The following is a 21,261-nucleotide window of genomic DNA, read 5'->3' on the forward strand; positions in this document are numbered from 1 at the left end:
TATGCGTTACAAACGCAACAAACAAAAATACTGCTTTTAGACTATTGTAAAAGTAAATATGAATCTTTTAGATTTGATTTATGAGCGGAGATGGATACAAAATAGCTAATATTCAAGGAAGCTATTTCTTAAGGCTAACTGTTGAGGATGGAGTAGATTTATTTACCAAAAAGATTGTGCAGGATGCTGAAGGTTATATTTAAAGCAGAGCATTGGATTATTCGGATATCAAAAGGTATAGGGAAATAATAAAATATTAATTAGTTATGCGTTACAAACGCATACTTCTAGCATCCGCATTGCAAACGCAGACGAGTTGGGAATTTCATCTAAACTCAGAATCGCCAATTTCATAAAGCTGCTGTTGGCAATAGTTTTCATTTCGTTAAGTATTCATTTAATTCAACATATTCAAAATCTGGAGAGTCCATTAAAAATTGCCTTAGCTGCCAAACGTGACCTGATCCGTAGATAAGCAACAATCTTTCTTCGCTATCAAAATCTGTGAAATCATAGGCGTTAGCAAAAATTCTCAAGTTCCTTCTATACCATTTTGCAACAGCATCGGCTCCAATATAATTATCTCCAGCTCCTTCTAATACTATTTCAGTTAAATATGCTTGATGGTCTTTTCGTCTGTTTTGGGGACTGTTAAGCATAGCTAAATGTTCCGTTAGCGTTTGTAAAGTTTTTAATGAGTCGCTCCATTCGTAAAACGATTGAAAATCATAACGTGTGCTCTTTTCATATTGCCTTTTTGATTTTAAATAAGCCACTACATCATAGTTGTCCCAATCCAGCTCCACGCCAAACCATTCAGCAGTAGCGTCTGAGCAAAATATTCTTTGGTGTCCCATTTTTTTTGCAAGCTTGAAGCCAATTTGATATACCTCATTGCTTTTATCGTCAATGCTAAAAGTTCCGTTGAGAAATTCTTGATAACGTTTATTGGTAATACTATCTTTTTTGATTCTGTCCCATTCCACTAATATTTTTGTTGGCTTATAAACGGCAATTTTATTTAGAAGTATTTCCAATTCTTCTTGTCTTTTTTTTTCAAGTATGTTGAAAGCATATTTAGGCTTATAACTATCCAATCCAGGATTGTCAAAATGGAATACTCCTAAAACCATTGCCTTTGCCTTATGTTTTCCAATAAACAGATCCGGATCGGAAATTGGATTCGCTTTTTGTTCAACCTTGCTTTCCTGGTTGACACGGTCATGTTGTGTATTACAAGAAGCACTGAGTGCTAGTATTGTAATGCCTAAAAATATCTTTCGCATGTGCCTTGGATTCTTGAATTTGTGGATTTATTTTTCAATTAGCTACTAGCGGTTTCGGGCTTTGCTTTGGTGGGCTTTTGAAACCGTAAACTGGCTGCCAGCACCAAAGTTTATTAATAGCTCAAATGTTCATATTCGCACTGTCCACCCACTAACGAAAAACCCGTGTTACCAGCAGCAATTCTTACTGCTTCGTCAGTTTAAGTTCTTCCAATATTTTATAAACAATTTCTGTCCTTGAATTATCAAAACTAATTGCACGATTAACATCGTTTAATTTCTCGCTTTCTATTTGAACACAATTAGTGAAATAATAAACATTGTCATTTGTCTCAAGATAACCTACATACCAACCAATATCTTTTTTGCCATGTCCACCCCAGCCAGTTTTTGCCCTTATTACATAGTCCAATGTGTCCTTTGTAATCATTATGTCTTTTACAATATCTACTGAACGTTTTGAAAAAGGAAGTTGATTGTCGTGAAGTCGTTTTAGAAAGTCAATTTGTTGTTGTGGTGAAATACGAAGTCCGCCTGTTAACCAAAACTGGTCAATTCCGCCTGAAGTGTCAGCATTGCCATAGTTAGTTTTGTCAAGCCAATATTTCATTCTTTGCTCACCTACACGTCTTGCAAGCTCTTGATAATACCAAACGGTAGAATTAGTGAATGCAGTCTGCAAATCGTGGTCTTTATCCCATACTGGATTTCTTACTACGCTGTCCCATTGAATCACAAAGTGCTTGCCCTTTATTACTCCTGTCTCCAGTCCGATAAGTGAATTACAAATTTTAAATGTTGAAGCAGGTGAAAAAGTCTGTTCGCATTGGTCTTGGTTATAAAAAACATACTTGTCTGCTTGCGTGTCGTAAAGCACGAAAGAACCCTCAACGTTGAATTGATCGTAATACTTTTTAAAGTCATTACGAATTTCAGTTGTCTGTTGATGCTTACAGGCTGTCAGTCCGTAAACTAATAAAGTCAATACTAATATGGTCTGTTTTACTGTCGTCATATTGTTGCTGCTAACGGTTATATTACCGAAATCCTATTCGTATAGCAATCACAAATAGAGTACTTCCCGAAATGTTTTCCTTCAACTTTCTTTATAATTTCCTAGGTGAAAAAAACACATAAAAAACCAAACAATCAACTACAAAATATAAATTAGTCTAAAGTATATGATTTTTAGTACGTACAAATATGGCTTTTAGGGAAAGTTTGTGAGGCATGCGGAAGTATAAATTTGTTGCAGAACACGAGAGTATGAAATAACTTTAAAATAGGAAGTAGTTATGCGTTACAAACGCATACTTCATGCATCCGCTTTGCAAGCGCGGACGAGTTCGGGAAAATCAGGATTTAGCAGATGCGTAAATTCCATTTGGTTTGCTAACGTGTTCCGGTATTCGGTTTGGTTATTAATGTCGATTGTTGAGGTTGTTTGTGTCCGTTATCTGCTAAGTTTTGAATACATTGTTCTCTAATTGTCCAAAGCTCAGCAAGCGATAGTTTAATTTTAGTATTATTTGCAAGCCATTTTTCCAAATACTTTTTATGATAGGTCACTTTATAATCAGTTATTTGATGCGGAAGTATTTCAATCTCCTCAATAAGGTCATCTATAAAATCAATAGCGTTTGCATCTGGTTTTGTAAAATCAAGTATTTGATTTTTGTATTTTAAATAATTGTGTGCTTCCGGAATGAAGGCAAGTCCGTGCTTGTTTAATGTAGAAGATATTTCGGGAGTATTTTGACTGCTCATTCTAAATAAGCCGCAAATTAAAATAATGTCTGTGAAATTGTTTTCGTCCGCCAATTGTTTTAGTAGAGCGTGCTTTGTACTGCAAGTGCCGCAGTTGTCGGTGAACAAGGTTGTTAAGTCGTTTTTATTTGGATTACGCCCGTAAGGCAGGTTTTGAATATATTTTGTCGCCTGCCTAAAAGTCAAAATACCATTATTAAGAAACGCTTCTGAGATTTTGCCTTTAGGTTTTACTTCGAAGTCAGGTTCAACATGAGTGGCTTTTTCAATGTTTAGCTTTTTAGATAATTTGATGTCTGCAAAATTTAAATAAAATGATGGAACGTTGTAATCTTTCAGTTTTTCATTATTAATTCCGATAAAATCAATATTTATATTCTTTGAAGTTTCATAGTCCCAAAGACCGTCACCAAAAGAAATAATTTGCTCATATGTAGTATTAGAGTAAAATACTTTGGCCGTTGCAATCGCTTTTAAAACTAACTCGTCTCTTGAAAATATTTGATTTGCCGAAATTATTAATGTGTCGGGTAAGGAAATGCCGACCTGTTCAAGCTTTAATTTAGCAGGATTAAATAGCGAGCCTGTTGCGAAAACAATGTCAAAGTTGGAATTGTGTGTTAATGTAGATAAGAAATTTTTAGCACCTTCAATTTCTTTTAGCGGATTTTGAATTATCGCTTCCGAGATTAGTTCATATAACAAGCCCTCAAAGCGCTCTATGTCTTTATGCATTAAAGGCTTTTTTAACTGAGTCTCGAATATTGTTTTAAAAATATAACTGTCGGTGTGATGCTTATAGGCGGACCAATTAGTGTTAAAGTCAGATAGTCCGAAGATATTAAGGGCTTTTACGAAAGCTGATTGATGAATCTTGACGCTATTCGTTAATGTTCCATCAATGTCAAATATCGCAAGCTTATTTTTCATTTTTAAATTGAGCTTTTAACTCCATTTTGGTTGTCGTTTTAATTTGTAAAATCATTTCCGTATCAGCTATCAGTTATTTAAAATATTTCATTTTCTCAGGTCAATAGATAAAATTGCATAACCATAATTATCTGACCAGCCTGATTTTAGTGGCAATAATTTTCTTGTATGTGCTTCTCTCTGCATTCCCACTTTTTCTAATACTCTAATAGAGCCAATATTCTCAAAAGCGCAACCAGCTTCTATTCTGTGAAGTTTAAGCTGTTCAAAACCAAATTCTATTATTTTTCTTAAACATTCTGTTGCATATCCTTTATTCCAGAAACAATAATCGTATTGAAACCAAACTTCAGCATTTTTGTAGTGTTCTTTTCCTAAACGAACTCCAATTAATCCAATGAATTTGTTTTCACCAATTAATTCTACTGCAAAGGTAAATTGTGTAACTTTTTCTTTGTTATTTTCACTAATCCATTTTTCTACTGTAATTTTTGTATCATTAATACTATTAGGAATACTTGACGTATTATACTTTGCGGTTTCTTCTAAGCATTGTAAATGATATACATTTTCAATGTAATTCTCTGAAATAGGTTTTATGTTCAGTCTTTTAGTTTTAAGATTTATGTTCATAATTAGTACTCATGCAGATTAGATAACGTGTCACAAACCGCTAGCGTATGAGATCGGTTGCAGATAAAGCCCATTTTGCTATTGCAGTATTTATCATTCGTGAATTCTGTTTACAACTGCAATTGCTACCCCATCATATTCCTTTACTCCAACTGTTTGTATAATTGTAGCTGTAACTTTTTTATTTTCGCTTAACATTCTGTTTAGCCGTTGCACACCTTGTACTTTTTCATCTGTGGTATTCATGTCAAGAACTTTACCTTCTCTAATTACATTGTCGCAAATAATAACTGTGCCAGGTCTAGACAGTTGCAATGCATATTCAAAATATTCTGTGTAAGGTGGTTTATCGGCATCAATAAAAATCATATCAAATGGGTCATGATTTTCTGCAATTATTTGTGGCAAAATGTCCAACGCTTTTCCAACTCTTAATTCTACTTTTTGTGAAAGCCCTGCGTTGTCAATGTTTTTTTGTGCAACATCCCCGTGGTGTTTGTCAACCTCAATAGTTATTACTTTTCCATTGTCAGGCAAAGCTCTTGCTATCCAAATTGTGCTGTAACCACCCAAAGTTCCTAATTCCAAAACTGTTTTTGCGTTGCAAGCCATCATCATTACTTGCAAAAACTTTCCTTGGTTTGCCGAAACGCTATGTTGTGGAACTCCTTCGGTGTCTAATGATTTAATTGTGTCGGTCAATGCCTTGTCTTCTGGTGCAAGTAAACCGCTAATGTAATTGTCAACGTGTGAAAATATTTCTTTATCCATTTTAAATTTTGTTCAGTTTGTTTATTGATATCCGTTTCAAGTTAGCACTGTCCCCAAGCATGACGCATAACGGTTTGAGGGTTTAAGAAGTTGGCGATTTTGGAGAACAAAACTGTCTGCCAGCACTGTACTTGATACAGAGCACAACGCTTCATTTAAGCACTGAACCGTTAAATTCTTAAACCCGCTGTTACCGGATGCCCTTTTGTCTATCCGAAGCGATATCGTCCAAAATCCGCACACACTTTGAACGAAGCGATTTACATTAGAAGTGATGCTCGTCCGATTACCCGCAAAGCTCGTGCGTTGGGAAAAATTAATTTGTAAAAAAAGGCAGAGTGGTTTTTTAGGTGGCGAAAAAAATACTCTCTTAAAAAAATTGCATTCAGTGTTGGCTTGTGCGTTTTTTAAGAGTGTATTTTTTTGTGCGTTAGCTTTCTTATTCATTCGTTGGATAAAGTAAATTAATTGTGTGATACCAATAAAAAAGTGCTTCTCCCTCTGCTACAAATTTTAATCTCTTGTTCAAGTAAATGTAGTCAGTGTTCGTTATTAAGTATTCCGTCAATGGAATTTCTTTGCTGAATTTATTTAACTCTTCCTTGTGGTCTGTCAAAATAATTGCAGCTAAGTAAGCGGCTTTTGCACTGGCTACCTGTGCTTCTAAGATGTCAAATCTTCCAAGAAAAACAAAATGTCTGAATTGGTTGATGCCAGTGTTTATCTCACCATACTTGGCTCTTTCATCATCAGTTTTTAGGATGTCCTTTCTTGCGATTAGCAATCCAGTTTCAATAGTGTCTCTTAGAACATGCTCAACAGATTCAATCTTCCTTTCTGGTCGGTATGCAATTTCTCCTTTTGCTGATTCATTAAATGATTTTTTGAATATTTCCATATCAGTCAGTAAGTGAAACAAGCTTCCAACATCAAATAGTTGCTTCATTATTTCCTTTTCCTTCTCCATGTTGTATGGAACACCTGTTGTATTGGGTGCAAATGCCGTGAGCTTGTCGCCTGTAATTGAATTAATGTCAGGAGTTCTAACGATTACTGGTTTGTCAGTTTGTAGTAACCAATCTGTTTCTAATGCCCTCTCAATAACTGTTGGATAATGATTGTCTGCAAAGAGAACATCAAGCAGAATTTCTCTTTCAGGATTGGAAATTACGTTCCCTTGTTTATTTCTATTTGGAAAGTTTGAATTAAAAATAAACTTGTAATGTGCTTTTGGAATATCGCCATTATAACTTCTCTTTTCGTCCAATTCCATTCTTGTGAATACACTTGTCTCAATAATTTTCGAAAGGTATTTCTCTAATTCTTCTCTTTTAATTTTCGGGCTGATTATAATGTCTATGTCAACTGAAAATCTTTTTGGTTCTACCATCAACAGAATCAAACTCGTTCCACCTTTGAAAATAAAATCTAATCCCGTTAACTGCAATTGCTCTAACAGATACAAAGCATAAATCATGCTTTCCATCAAATTGGGGTCTTTGCTGTATTTATTTCTTTTCTCAGCAACCCATTCGGCTGAAAGTGATTTAATGTCAATCATTCAATATACTATTGGGAATATCGGTTTTGTCTGAAAAAAATTCTACAAGGTCAGTTTCCTTCCTTCTTCTTTTTGCGTAGTGAAAAAGTTTAGTGAAGTCAATTGAGTATCTTTTGTATGCGTTGTTGATGATGTGAACGAATTCGCTTCCTTGAAAAGCACCGAAAAGCTTTTTGTCGCAATACAAATCTACTATTAACTTTTCAAGCGTAGTTGTCGCAACCTTTTTTACTTTTTGTGTTGGAGATTTTGAAACTATTGGCTGTAATACAATTGCCGTTTCTGTTTCATAAATGTAGCGTTTAATTTCTTTTTCTTCGGGCTGAATAAAAACATTCCGAAAATTTTGGTCTTTAAGAAAACCGTAAACAGGTTCTATTGCTTCCTTTTCAACTTGTAATATCGTTATGAATTTTCCAGGAATATGAAGCATAAACTCATTAGCGATTTTGGTAGACCAAATGCAGAGTTTAAGTGATGGAAATTGCTTCTCAAGTTTTGAAAATATTTTTCTTTCAGTGTCTTCAACATCAGGTTTGAAAACTGGTTTGAACGAAAGTGTAAAAAGTCCTCTTGAAATTGTAGTGATTACCTGTTTGCTTTTGAGATGGTAAATTCTCCATCTGAAAGTTGTCTCTTTCAACTCAGGTTCAAAATGACGGTAGAAGTCAAAGAGTTCTTCTCTGGAAAATGATTCTCTTCCTTTAAATTCCTTTTTAAGTCGTTCTATTATGAAATCTTTTGCCAAGGTCTTGTTCGCTTTAGATTGCAAAGATAATCAAAAACCAACAAAAGACAGCAAATTAATAAAAGTGTCAAATGTTTGAATTCAAACGAAGGATAGCAATTAGGGTTTGCTGGCAAATGTTGGAAATGAGATTTATAGCTGAAAGCTCTTATCTGCAATGATAATCTTGGTTCTTGAACTTTTCTTCTCGATGCACTAGATTTGTATTTGCAACCCCCACTCCCCCACTCGTCCGCGTTTGCAACGCAGATGCACCAGATTTGCGTTTGCAACGCAATAAACAAAAATACTGCTTTTAGACAATTGTAAAAGTAAATACGAATCTTTCTGATTTGGTTTTTGAGCAGAGATCGATACAGAATAGCCAATCCTCAAAATAGCTATTTCCTAACTGTTGAGGATGGAGTAGATTTATTTACACGTAAGATTGTGCAGGATGCTGAAGGTTATATTTAAAGCAGCGCATAGGATTATTCGGATATCAAAGGGTATGTAGGAATAATAAAATATTAAGTAGTTATGCGTTACAAACGCATACTTCAAGACATCCGCGTTGCAAACGCGGATGAGTTGGAGGGACTTTTACCACAAAACTTGATTTGAGTAGATTTATTTACCAGAAAGTTTGTGCAGCATGCGGAAGGTTATATTTACAGCTGCGCATAGAATTATTCGAATTTCAAAGTGTATGTATTAATTGTAAAATAGAATGTAGTTATGCGTTACAAACGCATACTTCAAGGCATCCACGTTGCAAACGCGGACGAGTTGGGGGTTTGCACTTCAGCCTGCCTGACGCAAAACCCTTGTTAACGGTTCGTTGTTTTTTCATTCGTTAGTTCTGCAATTGATATTGCTTTATTCTGCTGATAATTCTCGGTTAAATTAAATACTCTTCCTAATTTTTGACATGCAGTTATAAAACTAATAAATGAACATAATTCTGAAATTTCTTGTTCGTCAAATTCTTCTCTTAATATGTCAAAATGACTGTCATTTATTGATTTGTGGTCAATTGCAAAAAGTTGAGCAAATGCAGTTGCGGAACTTATTCTTTTTTCAGTTATGTCGAAATTTGGCTTTCCTGCTTTAACCATACAATATTCACATTCATTTTCAAATGCAATTGTTCTCCTAACTTGTTCCATTAGATTTTTGTCAAGTTTTGTTTCTGAAAATAATGCAACTTCTAAATCAATCCACTTATCCAATACAGTTTTATTGTGTCCGATAAGCTTTTCAAAAGGTGAATTGCCATAGTCTGAAAGTTTAATTCTTGTCATTATTATTTTAAAAAAATATTGTTCGTTTATTTTGTAATTTTCTCATTCAGTATTTTTGCCGGTTGTTGTTGTACAATGACTGCTAACGCTTTTTTTATTTTTAATAGAATTTCGACTGACATTGTTTTGTAATTTTAGTTAATAATTCTGTCAAATGATTATTCCTCCCCCTTCTCGTCCGCGTTTGCAACACGGATGCACCAGATTTGCGTTTGCAACGCAACAAACAAAAATACTGCTTTTACACTATTGTAAAAGTAAATACGAATCTTTTAGATTTGATTTATGAGCTGAGATCGATACAAAATAGCTAATATTCAAGGACATTATTTCTTAACCTTAACTATTGCGGATGAGCTTGATTTATTTACAAGAAAGATTGTGCAGCATGCTGAAGGTTATATTTAAAGCAGCGCATAGGATTATTCGGAATTCAAAGGGTATGAAGTAATTGTAAAATAGTATTAGTTATGCGTTACAAACGCATACTTCAAGGCATCCGCGTTGCAAACGCGGACGAGTTATGGGATTGTGCAGGATGCTGAAGGTTATATTTAAAGCAGCACATAGGATTATTCGGATTTCAAAGGGTATGAAGTAATAGTAAAATAGTATTAGTTATACGTTACAAACGCATACTTCAAGGCATCCGCGTTGCAAACGCGTACGAGCTGGGGTCATAAAATTTTTATTTCCCTTCGGTTTAGGCATTATAATTCATTAATTTCCTTTTCAATTAAACGATATTTGTCTTTTACATCTTCTCCTGAATAAAAGTCTAGCAAGTCTTTTTTGGTTAATGTTCCTTGACTTAAAAAGCGTTTCAAATATTCTTGGTTGAATTCCATTAAGAGGATTGATTTTTCCAATTGCCTTAAAATTGCCTTATTGTTTTCAATGTTGTTTTGAACTAGTAATTTAATTGTCAAAACTTCATTAATGTCTTTAATGATTCGGTTTACCATCATTGCCAAAATATCCTTATCGAGTTCGAGTTCTCTTGCATTTAAAGCAATATCTCTCGCTAACATATATGCAATAGCTAAATTGCGGTAGTCTCCTTTTTGTGAATTGATAATGGCAACAAAACCAACACTAGGAATGTAACCTACATTTTCAAAATTCTTAAGAATTGAGTTTTCTAATAAGGAAATGTCAAAAACAATCAAACTTACCTTGCTGTCTCTGTTGGCTTGTGCTTCTATTAACTGACTCCAAGCTGTATCAGATTTGCGAGTAAAAATGTCTTTGCTTTCAATGTCGCCTAAACGAACACTTTTGTCAAACTTACATTCAATAGCTATTTTCAAATCAGTTGTTCCGTTTACTTCACAGATAATATCACCTGTTTTGTTTTTGGGTAAATTACCTGCTGAATTGCCTGTTAAAAATGCTCTGTCTTTTAGCTTTTTGTCTGCAAAATATTGGTTTAAAAATTCTGCAATTTCATCTTCTGCCAAAGTTCCTTTAATGGTTGATTTAAAGAAAAGTTCTTTCTTCATTTCAAAAATCAATTTCAAACTTTCGAGTTCTGTTCCCAACTCATTGGATGTTTTTGAAAGAAAAGATGAAATACGGTCTTCCATTAGAGCCAACACTCCAATGTAAATTGCTCTTAGCAATTTATCATCTCTATCATTTGCAGAAAGATTGTCAAAGTAATTGAAAACGATTTGATTCTCGATTTCAAATCCTTTGATTTCAATTCGTTTGAGTTGTTGGTTTATTTTTATTGTTGCCATAATTATAATGTTGCTTGTAACGCTTTATAGTGCGTTTTATCCTTTTTGAGTTGTTTGATGAGTTCCTTACAAGACTGGCTTATATCGGCTAGTAATTCGCTATGTTGCCCAATTCGGTCAATATTGTTAAAGTGGCTAAAATAGTGGAAGGGCTTACAAATTCTTTTAGAAATCTCATTATTCCATATTTCAGTAGCCCTATCATCTACTTCTTCGGTACTAGGATATTTTGCAAGAGTATAGATTTCTAAAAATCGTCTTAAAATATTTGGCATTATTAGAACTTTTTCTGATGGAGATTCTTTGCTGAATTCAAATATCTGTTTAAATAAATAGTGATATTCAGATTTAAAATCGTCATATACTTTAGGCAGACAAACTATTTCTGAATCATTAACTTTTCTTGAAATAAAATATCGTATTTCCTTTTTATTCTTTTTATCATAACCAAAGCCTTTTGATGTTGGCATTTCCTTTAAAAGATTAAAGAATTCATAGTTATGAGTCGAGATAAATAGTTGTTTGCACTTCTGAATCCACATTTTTTGACTAGCATTATTTGGGTCATCAACTTTCTCGTATAAAAAATCCTTCAATATGGCGTTTATTTGAAAAATATGATTTCCATCTAGACTTGAAATAGGATCATCAATAAATAAAATAGTATCCTTTAGTTCATTTTTTTGCTCTAAACTTTTTAGTGTGACTAAATAATGTGAAAAAGAAATAGCCATTTTTTCTCCTTCACTTAAATGCTTAGCTATTTCATTTCCTCTGTATAGATTGTATTTCTGAACGTTTTTATCATATTTTATCTTGATATCATCTTTTCCTAAAAAACTTTGAATAAAATAATCGAATTGTTGCCCTCCTTCTTCTGCACTATTTCGTAAAGCCAATAACCGTTCAATTTCTTTTTGATAAGTACTGACCTTGGTATTTAGTTTTTCAATTTCAATTAAAGCCTTATCGTATTTAGTTTGTTTTGATAAATATTGATTTTCTTTTAAAAATCTAGCAACCAGATAATTGATATATTTATTTCTTTCCGATTGAATAACGGTGTCAAATTCTTTGGAAAATTTGTTATTCTGGTTCAATATTTCGTTAATATTTTCTGCTGCCATTTGAATGGAAGCAAGGTCATAATTGCTTAGAGGATTTGCTTTTTCGTAAATTCTATTTTCAATTTTTTGCCTTAACTGGTTTTCAACCTTAACTAATTCTTTAACATATATTGTAATTTCTCTATCTATAGCCTTTTTCGATTTTGCATATTGTTCTTGATAGCCATCATTAATTTCTTGAATACTATTAGGGAAATTTATATTTTTCAAATTTTCCTTTTCTGTCCTAATTCTTTCAAGTATTGGTTGTGATGCCTCTCTTAATTTTGCAGCTTCATTTTGATAATATTTATTAAGAATATCAATTCTATCTTTTGAAATGATATTATCACAGAACAAACACTTTTCATTTTTCTTGTTTATTTCTAATCCTTTTTTTACCCATTGAAGTGCATCTGGTCTATTTTCCAATATTTGTAGAACGTCTTGTTTAGTAGGTTCTGAAATTAATATTTTGTTTACTTCATCAATCAGGGAGTTGATTTGAAAATCAAAAATAACTGTTTCTATTTCAGGTTTTGGTTTTTCAATTTTTACAATTCTATTAAGTCTTTCGATTTCTTCCTTTTTTAAAATAAAGCTATTAATATTCTGTACAACGAGAGACAATTGTTTTTTGAAATGCCCCTTATTAAACTCTATTAGACTTGAAAATACCTCATTTTTGATTCTTCTTGATTCATTTGTAAATAAAGCATTTTCAAAAAAATCAAAGGATTCAATACTAATATTAAACTTTTCCCTTGCTCCTTTTACTTCATTACTTCCATTTATTTTAAGAATTTCACCTTCTAATGCATCAATTTTTTCTGAAATTTTTGCTTTCTCACCAACCTCAAAGAAAATGGCATTTATATTATCATCAAGTTCCCATTTTAAGTTATCCTTTATGTAGTCGGAATTGAAAACTAAAAGTTTAAAAGGAAATGCTTCAAGATTAGTTTTATTAAAAGAATCCGTATCAGTTACTACTTTAAAATCCCCTGAAGAATAACTATCAAACATTTTTTTATTTTGAAGTGAGCAAAATATCCTTGATAGCGTAGTCTTTCCAGAATAGTTCCAACCGTAGAATAAGTTTTTTTGGCTAAAATCTACCAACCCTGAAACAGAGTTCCAATTGAAATTTTTATAAATTCCGAAATTGGTTATTTGCTCAATTCTTTTAATCATAAATCTTGATAAATTGTTTGAAATCTTGAATCCCTTTTTTTGTAGCCATTCCGTGCTCCTGAAAAGGTATTGTTCAAAATTTGCAAATTTTGAATTTTAGAAAATGTAAAAGGTCTCCAGTCAGGCACTTTTCCTGAATCGCATGTGCCATCAACTTGATATGTAACAAGTATCTCGTTACCATTGCTAAAAACACCAAAAGTATGTGGTTCAACAATTCTAAAATGTCCATTATATGTAAATTCAAGAAGTTGTCTGTTTTTAATGGCATTAATAATTATGTTTCTCATTATTACAGCTTTTGGTAATTATAATCATTTCTTATATTGGCTGAAAAATAAACTCCGTGTGAATCTGCATCCATCAATTCTTCATAAATGTGCATAGGCACATCAAAATATTGATATACACCACCGTGCTTAAATTCCACTTCTAGGATTTCATTTTCTGCATCATAACCAACAGATGCAAGATTTGAGGATTCCACTGATTGTCTTTTCATATTTCTTGATTTAAAAGTTTTTATTTATAAAGTCTTTGATTGCACAGTAATTCTTACGCTTGCTTACAACGGATTTATTCCAGAAACCTCATTCGCTTAGTTACCAATAAACTTATGCTTAGCGAATATCCTATTAATCATCTCCTTTCCAATTTCCTAGTCTAAAAAAACAAATTAAAAACCAAACAATCAACTATAAAATGCAATTAGTCTAAAACAAATTGTATTTCGTAGCTGTAATTAGGGTTTTTAGCTGTTCAAATTAAACGAAATGCCGCGTTAGAGCTTGAGCGCCTGTTTGAGCTCCTTTTTGCTCATCGGGTTTAGTTTATTTTACCGCTTCCAGTAGCAAAAAGAGCGAGTAGCGAAAACCCGACCAGCCGAGGCTGGGAACGCCCTTATTTGGATTAGCCGATGATTATTTGATTTGTTGATTAACTAATAAACAATATTGAAAACCCATGTCATCCTGAGCGGAGTCGAAGGGTGATTAGCCGATTATTATTTGATGTGTTGATTAATTAATAAACAATATTGAAAACCCATGTCATCCTGAGAGGAGTCGAAGGGTGATTAGCTGATTACCGATTTGTTAATTTGCTGATTTGCTGATTTTAGGGTTTTACTGATTTGGAGATTGAGAATTCTTTGGAATATAAATTTGAACCGTATCCATTTTAGCTATCCGCAATGTTTTGAACTTTGCTTCAAATTGCTTAGTTTTAATCTAAATTAAATCCTTAATTAATTCATGTTTCGCAGATTAATTTGGTGCTTTGTTTCAATACTGCTTTTGAGCAACTTATCATCAAGCGCTCAAACCAGCTTTCATTGGGCGGATAGTGCGGCCGTGTGGCATTTTACCGATTCGCGAAATGGCATGTGGGGATATGAGCAAAATAGCTATGTGGGTGATACTGTAATTAATAATCAAGCTTGCCAAAAAATTAGTTCTCAAAATTGGGGGCGCATTCTAACCGGTCCATTCACCTGGGTTTCGGTAGTAAATTACACTCCAACGCCAAATTATTATGTGTATAAAAGCAATGATTCTGTTTTTATTTACAAAAACAATTCCTTTCAACTTGCATTTAAAACCAATGCAACGGTAGGTGAAATTTGGGATTTGGGAATGAGTAGCTATAGCAACCAACATGAATATGCAAAAGTGGATTCGGTGTATTTTATTTCTTACAACGGTTTGCCGTTGCGCAATATAGTTGTGCATGCCTGCAAAGCCAATGGCGACAGCATCGTGTGGGAGCAGAACCCAACGGATACGAACATTATTTCGTTGTTGACCGTTATCAACGAAAAGTTTGGACCTATAGGCGGATTTACAACGCTTTGTGCCGGCGTTCCAAATGATATTATTTATTGCGGTTTACCTGAAAAGCTATTGTGCTATACTTCTTCTACTTTTTCTCCCTATCAATTCAACTCCGGAACGGATTGTTTTAACAATATTTCTACCGCTGTTCCAGCGCTTTCAGAAAACGAAAATATTACCTTGTTTCCCAATCCATCCTGCATAGGGCTTACCATTAGCGGGATTCACGAAAGCGGAGTTTTTTCGCTATGGGATGCTACGGGAAAGGAAATTATGCAAGCGCAACTTAAAGTTCCTGCCATCCAAATGGCTACCGAAAGCCTTGAAAAAGGAATTTATTTTTACACCATCCGCACGGCACATTCCGTCCAAAACGGAAAATGGATAAAAGAATAATTCAGTCCTTTCAAATTTCCTACTTTTGAATCCTCAATAGCAACAAAAGTGGAAAAATACTTAGTTAAAGATTTTACGAATTACCTCGAAAGCATTGCTCCTCTTGCTTTGCAAGAAAGTTACGACAATGCCGGTTTAATGGTAGGCTCCCCTCAACAAGTGGTAACAGGCGTTTTAATTAGTTTGGACATTACCGAAGAAATTATTGACGAAGCCATTGCCGAAAATTGCAACCTCATTATTGCGCATCATCCCATAATTTTTAGCGGCCTAAAAAAATTAAACGGTTCCAACTACGTTGAAAAATGCGTGATTAAAGCCATTAAAAACGACATTGCCCTATATGCTTCGCACACCAATCTCGACAACATTTCCGGCGGCGTAAATGCCAAAATTGGGGAGAAACTCGGGCTTCAAAATTTACGCATCCTTGCACCCAAAAAAGAAGTCCTTAAAAAACTCGTTACCTTTTGTCCGGAAGCTGCACTGGATAAAGTAAGAGATGCCTTGTTTATGGCCGGTGCCGGACAAATTGGAGAATACGACGAATGCAGTTTTAGCGGCGAAGGAATCGGCACTTTTCGCGCCTCAGCTGCAGCAAAACCCTTTGTAGGAAAAGCAAATGAGCGGCATTACGAAAAAGAAATCAAAATAGAACTGGTTTTCCCCTCCTTCCTAGAACATAAGCTTATTGCTGCGCTAAAAGCAGCCCATCCCTACGAAGAAGTAGCTTTTGATATTTTATCCTTACAAAATAAGCATGCCTACATTGGTTCGGGTATGGTGGGAGAATTGCCTGCAGAAATGGATGAAATGGAATTTTTAAGGCAGCTAAAAAGTACCTTTGAAGCCGGAACGGTGCGTTACACGAAATTGTTGAACAAAAAAATAAAAACCGTTGCCGTTTGTGGGGGTTCGGGCAGTTTTTTGCTGAAAGATGCGATTTTAGCCGGGGCCGATATTTTTATCACCGCCGACTACAAATACCACCAGTTTTTTGATGCTGAAAGCCGCATCGTTATTGCCGATATAGGGCATTATGAGAGCGAGCAATTCACAAAAGAGCTGTTATATGACATTATTCGGAAAAAATTTAGTACTTTCGCACTCCGTTTAACAAAAATAAACAGCAATCCCATAAATTATCTTTAACATGTCAAAAGCTAAATCGAACGTTTTAGAAAAAGAAATTTCGGTAGAAGAAAAATTGCGCTCCCTTTACAACTTGCAGCAAATTGATTCTACCATTGATAAAATCCGCATTGTTCGTGGAGAGTTGCCACTTGAGGTGAGCGACTTGGAAGACGAAATTATTGGTCTTGAAACCCGCGTAAAAAACATTACCGATGAGGTAAATGCGTTCGAAGATGGAATTGTTCAAAAGAAAAATGCCATAAAAGAAGCTCAATCTTTAATTAAAAAATACGAAGCACAACAAGGTAAAGTACGTAACAACCGTGAGTACGACTCCATTACCAAAGAAATTGAATACCAAAACTTGGATATTCAATTGTCTCAAAAAAGAATCAAAGAATTTCAGCAAGATATGACTACCAAAAATTTGGTATTGGATCAGGCAAAAGAAATTTTAAATGAGCGCAAAAAGGATTTAAAAGCAAAGAAAAAAGAATTGGATGAAATCGTTGCTGAAACTGAAAAGGAAGAGCAATCGCTTCAAAAGAAATCGAAAAATGCGGAAGAGCACATTGACGATCGCTTGTTAAATGCTTATAAAAAAGTACGAAACAATTCACGCAATGGTTTAGCTGTAGTAACAGTAGACCGTGATTCTTGCGGAGGTTGTTTCAATAAAATTCCACCACAAACACAAATGGACATTCGTACACACAAAAAAGTTATCGTGTGTGAGCACTGCGGAAGAATATTAGTGGATGCTGCGATTTTATAAGCAAATCAAAAAATAGATAAAAAAGGGAATCAGTTTGGTTCCCTTTTTTTATTGCCATAAAACGCAGCGTATAATGCTGCACCGTTTTAAAAATTGAACCCTATTTTTAAACGATTCTTATGATTTAACCACAAAGTTCACAAAGTAATACACGAAGGACACTAAGGCCTTTCATTAATAAGAATACATTTCGTTAGTGGCTTATTTCTTATCACTATTCGCACTATGAAAAACACTCACAAAGTAAAACTAGTTAGGTATTTACAGTATTTGTGAACTTTGTGAAACCTTTGTGCCCCTTGTGGTTATTTTTTACAGCATTTGAATCTCTTGGAGTACAATTCCGGTTTATTCCCTTGCTATTGTTTTTATTGAACGACGGATATTCAATATAAATAATCGTAAAAATTATATCTTTGAAAAAAGTAAATGGAGAAGCAATTTGCAAGGACAGCTATTCTTTTGTGTTTTCGATTTCAACTGCTGCGCTTGAATTTCTTAACTGTTAATCCCCTCATGCCAGGCATATATTTATGAAAAAAATCATAATCATATTCCTTTTAATTTTAGTGCCTCGGTTTTTATTTTCGCAAACACAATTTGAGTTAAATAGCACCTGCATCAATGCCCAAGAAGCCATTCTGAATTTGGAATTCAAAAAAGCTAAAAGCATCCTTTTACATGAACGCAAAAGAAATCCCAAAAACCTGATTCCTTTTTACCTTGATAATTATATTGATTTTTTAACGGTGGTTATTTCGGAAGAAAAACCGCGTTTTGATTTGCTCAAAAACAACAAAACCATACGACTGGAAATGCTGGAGAAGGGAGATGTAAATTCTCCTTATTATTTGCTTACACAAGCCGAAATTAATTTGCAATGGGCTTTCGCCAGAATTAAGTTTAACGAGTATTTAACTGCGGCGCTGGAAGTAAATCGTGCCTTTAAAATGCTGGAAGAAAACCAGAAAAAATTTCCGGATTTTGTACTCAATAAAAAGTGCTTAGGCTTATTGCATGCCGCTGTTGGTACAATTCCCGACGAATACAAATGGGCCATTAAATTATTTGGGTTTGAAGGCAGCATAAAACAAGGTGAAGCAGAGGTAATGGAAGTGTATGAAGCCAGCCTCAAAAATCCATTATATAGTGGCTTTAAAACAGAAGTGGCGCTATTGCTTAGCGTTATTGAATTAAATCTACGTAACAATGAAGGCTTTGTGAAAGAACATATTTTACCGGAGCTGGAAAAGGAAAAAAAACCCAATCCTTTGCAAGTGTTTTGTTATGCCAACAGCTGCATGAAACTCGGAAAAACCGATGAGGCCATTGTATTTCTCGAAAAAAATAAATTCAGTAAGGAGTCCTTTTCCTTTCCCTATTTAAACTATATGTTGGGTCAGGCAAAGCTTAGTCGTTTAGATAAGGATGCAAATGTTGCGCTCGAAACTTTTTTGAAAACCTTTAAAGGAATAAATTTTGTGAAAGCAGCAAACTTGCGGCTGGCATGGTTTGCATTAATATCGGGCGATGCAACTAAATATACTTTTTATATTACCAAAGCGCGAAGCAAAGGCGCGGCCCTTGTGGATGAAGACAAGCAAGCGAAGCACGAGAGTGAGTCGGCAGAAATCCCGAATGTGAGTTTGCTGAAAGCGCGGCTGCTTTTTGATGGAGGATATTTTGATAAAGCTCTTCTGGAGTTAAATAAAATTAAACCCAAGAAACTGAAAACGGTAAAGGATAACCTGGAACTGGTGTATCGCATGGGACGCATCTACCACAAACAAAACAACCTGGAAAAAGCCATCAGCAATTATCAACTGACATTGAAAAACGGCAGCGGATATGCTTATTACTTTGCCGCTAATTCAGCCTTACAATTAGGTCTCATTTACGAAGAGCAAAAAAACTATCCCCAAGCAAAGGCCTATTTTACCCAATGCCTCAATTTAAAGGAACACGAGTATCAAAATAGTATTTCTCAAAAAGCAAAAGCAGGTTTGAATAGGGTGGGGAATTAAGGGCAATGATTTTTTTTGAAACACATAGGATCATAGGGAACATAGATTTGATCTATGTGTCTATGTGCCTATGTGTTTATTTTCACTGAATATTTTTTGAAACACATAGGATCATAGGAACATAGGTTTGATCTATGTGTCTATGTGTTTATTTTCACAGAATATTTTTTGAAACACATAGGATCATAGCAAACTATGCTGCATTAACCTACACTCTCATATTCGAACTGTAGTTTGCTTAGGTTTTTATAGAGGCCATCTGATTTCTCAATGAGTTGCGCGTGCGTTCCCATTTCTACTACAGTTCCTTTATCGATTACAATAATGTTATCGGCATTGCGTATAGTGGACAAGCGATGCGCGATTACAAAGGAAGTACGCCCCACCATTAATTTATCGAGGGCTTCTTGCACTAATCGTTCGGATTCAGAATCTAGTGAGCTCGTTGCTTCATCTAAAATTAAGATCGCAGGGTTTTTTAAAACAGCACGCGCAATAGCCACGCGCTGACGTTGTCCGCCACTTAACTTTATTCCACGTTCACCTACTATTGTTTCATAACCTTCTGGGAAGCTCGAAATAAAATCGTGTGCATTTGCTTTACGTGCAGCTTCCATAATTTCTTCTGTGCTTGCATCCGGTTTGCCATAAGCAATATTTTCACGAATAGTTCCACCAAAAAGTAAAACATCTTGCGGCACTATGGCCATGTTGTTGCGCAATTCTGTTAAAGAATAATCGGAACTGCGTTTCCCATCAATAAAAATACTGCCACTTTCTGGCTCATAAAAACGTAAAATCAAGGAGGTTAATGTGGATTTACCCGATCCGCTAGGCCCCACGAATGCAATGGTCTCACCAGTATTCACTTTAAAGGAAATATTTTTTAATACTTGCACTTCACTGCGCGAAGGATACGTAAATGCAACCTGATCAAACACCACATTGCCGGCTACACGTGTAAATGGAACGGTGCTAAATTCAGTGGTTTCAGGAAGTGTAATTGCTTCATTTTTTTCATCTAAAATTTCCATCACACGTTCGGTTGCACCAATCGCTTTTTGAATTTGCGCATACTGTTCGGCTATACCACCAATGGAAGCGCCAACAAATACAGTATACAGCATAAACTGAATCATATCGCCATGAGAAAGTTGTCCTTGGCTTTCTAATTTAACCGCAAACCAAATCAATAAAATAATGGCGCCGAACAAACAAAAAATAATAAAGGAAAAAAAGGCTCCCCGCGCCTTTCCACCGGTCATTGCCAGCTTTTTAATTTCGGTAATATTTTTAGTATAGCGTAAAATTTCGAAAAACTCATTTGCAAACGACTTTACATTTGCGATGCCTTGCATGGTTTCTTCAACAATTACATTGCTTTCAGCTACTTTATCCTGCACTTTTTTGGAGAAGCCACGAATGTAGCGGCCAAAAACTACGGCAATTATTGCCACCACAGGAACAATAGCCAGCATTAAAAATGCGAGTTTGAGTGACGTAAAAAACAAGGCAGTAATGCCACCCAAAATAATGATAAACTGACGTAAAAACTCGGCGATACTCGTGGTAAATGTATCTCCAATCTGCGCCAAATCGGCCGACATACGGCTATTGATTTCGCCCACTCTGCGTTGCGCAAAAAAGGACATGGGCATTTGAATAAGATGAGCATAGGTAGCTTTGCGAATAGCTAGCAACATGTTCTCTGTAACGTTTACAAAAAGCACTACTCTAAAAAAAGAGAAGATGGCTTGAAGGGCGAACAATACCAATAATTTTAATCCCATTTCATTAATGCGGGTAAGTGAAACTTGGCTCGAATCGACCAGTAAACCCATGAATCGTGGAAATACAATTGCTGTAACTCCTGTAAGTACCAAGAATAATAAGCCCAAAAAGAATTGCCCTTTGTAGGGACCTATATATTGAAAAAGGCGCATGGCCTTCTTTAATGAGTTCTTGGAGAGTTTTACTTTGGGAAGATCTTTATCGTCAGCTGAACTGAAACCACCTCTACGCGCCATTTTTAAAATAATTTTGGCAAAGGTAACTATTGTATCCCGAATTGATTTTGTT

The 21,261-nt window shown here is 34.9% G+C and carries 17 protein-coding genes; 4 read left to right on the top strand and 13 right to left on the bottom strand.

Features of this window, described 5'->3' with window-relative positions; genetic code table 11:
- Positions 1 to 377: 377 nt before the first annotated feature.
- The 12 genes from IPP32_01000 to IPP32_01055 form a co-directional block, all read right to left on the bottom strand.
- The gene (locus IPP32_01000; GenBank protein MBL0046667.1) at positions 378 to 1,286 is read right to left on the bottom strand and encodes a hypothetical protein; all 909 of its coding nucleotides are present in this window, start codon (positions 1,284 to 1,286) and stop codon (positions 378 to 380) included.
- A 184-nt stretch (positions 1,287 to 1,470) separates the two neighbouring features.
- Positions 1,471 to 2,301, bottom strand: a complete 831-nt coding sequence (gene blaOXA, locus IPP32_01005; GenBank protein MBL0046668.1) for a class D beta-lactamase — start codon at positions 2,299 to 2,301, stop codon at positions 1,471 to 1,473.
- A gap of 377 nt (positions 2,302 to 2,678) precedes the next feature.
- Positions 2,679 to 3,983: an HAD hydrolase-like protein gene (locus IPP32_01010; protein MBL0046669.1), complete on the bottom strand. Its 1,305-nt coding sequence runs from the start codon at positions 3,981 to 3,983 to the stop codon at positions 2,679 to 2,681.
- 87 nt (positions 3,984 to 4,070) lie between these two features.
- Entirely contained in the window at positions 4,071 to 4,616 is a 546-nt protein-coding gene (locus IPP32_01015; GenBank protein MBL0046670.1) for a GNAT family N-acetyltransferase, read from the bottom strand.
- A gap of 93 nt (positions 4,617 to 4,709) precedes the next feature.
- A complete protein-coding gene (locus IPP32_01020) occupies positions 4,710 to 5,387 on the bottom strand; it encodes an O-methyltransferase (GenBank protein ID MBL0046671.1) in 678 nt (225 codons plus the stop codon).
- 439 nt (positions 5,388 to 5,826) lie between these two features.
- The gene (locus IPP32_01025) at positions 5,827 to 6,948 is read right to left on the bottom strand and encodes a nucleotidyl transferase AbiEii/AbiGii toxin family protein (GenBank protein MBL0046672.1); all 1,122 of its coding nucleotides are present in this window, start codon (positions 6,946 to 6,948) and stop codon (positions 5,827 to 5,829) included.
- Entirely contained in the window at positions 6,941 to 7,696 is a 756-nt protein-coding gene (locus IPP32_01030) for a hypothetical protein (GenBank protein MBL0046673.1), read from the bottom strand. Before IPP32_01030 ends, IPP32_01025 begins: the two co-directional genes overlap by 8 nt.
- A gap of 809 nt (positions 7,697 to 8,505) precedes the next feature.
- Positions 8,506 to 8,979, bottom strand: coding sequence for a carboxymuconolactone decarboxylase family protein (locus tag IPP32_01035; protein MBL0046674.1), 474 nt, complete (start codon positions 8,977 to 8,979; stop codon positions 8,506 to 8,508).
- 710 nt (positions 8,980 to 9,689) lie between these two features.
- Positions 9,690 to 10,721, bottom strand: a complete 1,032-nt coding sequence (locus tag IPP32_01040) for a hypothetical protein (GenBank protein MBL0046675.1) — start codon at positions 10,719 to 10,721, stop codon at positions 9,690 to 9,692.
- A 2-nt stretch (positions 10,722 to 10,723) separates the two neighbouring features.
- Entirely contained in the window at positions 10,724 to 13,021 is a 2,298-nt protein-coding gene (locus IPP32_01045) for an AAA family ATPase (protein MBL0046676.1), read from the bottom strand.
- Positions 13,018 to 13,311 (bottom strand): hypothetical protein, encoded by a 294-nt coding sequence (locus IPP32_01050; protein MBL0046677.1) that lies wholly within the window; start codon positions 13,309 to 13,311, stop codon positions 13,018 to 13,020. Before IPP32_01050 ends, IPP32_01045 begins: the two co-directional genes overlap by 4 nt.
- Positions 13,312 to 13,313: 2 nt before the next feature.
- On the bottom strand, positions 13,314 to 13,523 hold the full coding sequence (locus IPP32_01055; GenBank protein MBL0046678.1) for a KTSC domain-containing protein: 210 nt from the start codon (positions 13,521 to 13,523) through the stop codon (positions 13,314 to 13,316).
- Between the two features lie 751 nt (positions 13,524 to 14,274).
- On the opposite strand from IPP32_01055, the gene IPP32_01060 reads away from it, so the two are divergent.
- The 4 genes from IPP32_01060 to IPP32_01075 all read left to right on the top strand — a co-directional run bounded on the left by IPP32_01060 (position 14,275) and on the right by IPP32_01075 (position 19,182).
- Positions 14,275 to 15,249, top strand: coding sequence for a T9SS type A sorting domain-containing protein (locus tag IPP32_01060; GenBank protein MBL0046679.1), 975 nt, complete (start codon positions 14,275 to 14,277; stop codon positions 15,247 to 15,249).
- Between the two features lie 48 nt (positions 15,250 to 15,297).
- A complete protein-coding gene (locus IPP32_01065; protein ID MBL0046680.1) occupies positions 15,298 to 16,401 on the top strand; it encodes a Nif3-like dinuclear metal center hexameric protein in 1,104 nt (367 codons plus the stop codon).
- A gap of 1 nt (position 16,402) precedes the next feature.
- On the top strand, positions 16,403 to 17,158 hold the full coding sequence (locus tag IPP32_01070) for a hypothetical protein (protein ID MBL0046681.1): 756 nt from the start codon (positions 16,403 to 16,405) through the stop codon (positions 17,156 to 17,158).
- 533 nt (positions 17,159 to 17,691) lie between these two features.
- Positions 17,692 to 19,182: a tetratricopeptide repeat protein gene (locus IPP32_01075; GenBank protein MBL0046682.1), complete on the top strand. Its 1,491-nt coding sequence runs from the start codon at positions 17,692 to 17,694 to the stop codon at positions 19,180 to 19,182.
- 203 nt (positions 19,183 to 19,385) lie between these two features.
- Here IPP32_01075 and IPP32_01080 read toward each other — a convergent pair whose 3' ends face one another.
- Positions 19,386 to 21,209, bottom strand: a complete 1,824-nt coding sequence (locus IPP32_01080) for an ATP-binding cassette domain-containing protein (protein MBL0046683.1) — start codon at positions 21,207 to 21,209, stop codon at positions 19,386 to 19,388.
- Positions 21,210 to 21,261: the final 52 nt, after the last annotated feature.

This window comes from Bacteroidota bacterium, from assembly GCA_016721765.1.
In the GTDB taxonomy this organism is placed as follows: Bacteria; Bacteroidota; Bacteroidia; order UBA4408; family UBA4408; genus UBA4408.

Coding starts and splice junctions, on each gene's coding strand:
- IPP32_01000 (MBL0046667.1), bottom strand. CDS start 1,286: ATGCGAAAGATATTTTTAGGCATTACAATACTAGCACTCAGTGCTTCT.
- blaOXA (MBL0046668.1), bottom strand. CDS start 2,301: ATGACGACAGTAAAACAGACCATATTAGTATTGACTTTATTAGTTTAC.
- IPP32_01010 (MBL0046669.1), bottom strand. CDS start 3,983: ATGAAAAATAAGCTTGCGATATTTGACATTGATGGAACATTAACGAAT.
- IPP32_01015 (MBL0046670.1), bottom strand. CDS start 4,616: ATGAACATAAATCTTAAAACTAAAAGACTGAACATAAAACCTATTTCA.
- IPP32_01020 (MBL0046671.1), bottom strand. CDS start 5,387: ATGGATAAAGAAATATTTTCACACGTTGACAATTACATTAGCGGTTTA.
- IPP32_01025 (MBL0046672.1), bottom strand. CDS start 6,948: ATGATTGACATTAAATCACTTTCAGCCGAATGGGTTGCTGAGAAAAGA.
- IPP32_01035 (MBL0046674.1), bottom strand. CDS start 8,979: ATGACAAGAATTAAACTTTCAGACTATGGCAATTCACCTTTTGAAAAG.
- IPP32_01040 (MBL0046675.1), bottom strand. CDS start 10,721: ATGGCAACAATAAAAATAAACCAACAACTCAAACGAATTGAAATCAAA.
- IPP32_01045 (MBL0046676.1), bottom strand. CDS start 13,021: ATGATTAAAAGAATTGAGCAAATAACCAATTTCGGAATTTATAAAAAT.
- IPP32_01050 (MBL0046677.1), bottom strand. CDS start 13,311: ATGAGAAACATAATTATTAATGCCATTAAAAACAGACAACTTCTTGAA.
- IPP32_01055 (MBL0046678.1), bottom strand. CDS start 13,523: ATGAAAAGACAATCAGTGGAATCCTCAAATCTTGCATCTGTTGGTTAT.
- IPP32_01060 (MBL0046679.1), top strand. CDS start 14,275: ATGTTTCGCAGATTAATTTGGTGCTTTGTTTCAATACTGCTTTTGAGC.
- IPP32_01070 (MBL0046681.1), top strand. CDS start 16,403: ATGTCAAAAGCTAAATCGAACGTTTTAGAAAAAGAAATTTCGGTAGAA.
- IPP32_01075 (MBL0046682.1), top strand. CDS start 17,692: ATGAAAAAAATCATAATCATATTCCTTTTAATTTTAGTGCCTCGGTTT.
- IPP32_01080 (MBL0046683.1), bottom strand. CDS start 21,209: ATGGCGCGTAGAGGTGGTTTCAGTTCAGCTGACGATAAAGATCTTCCC.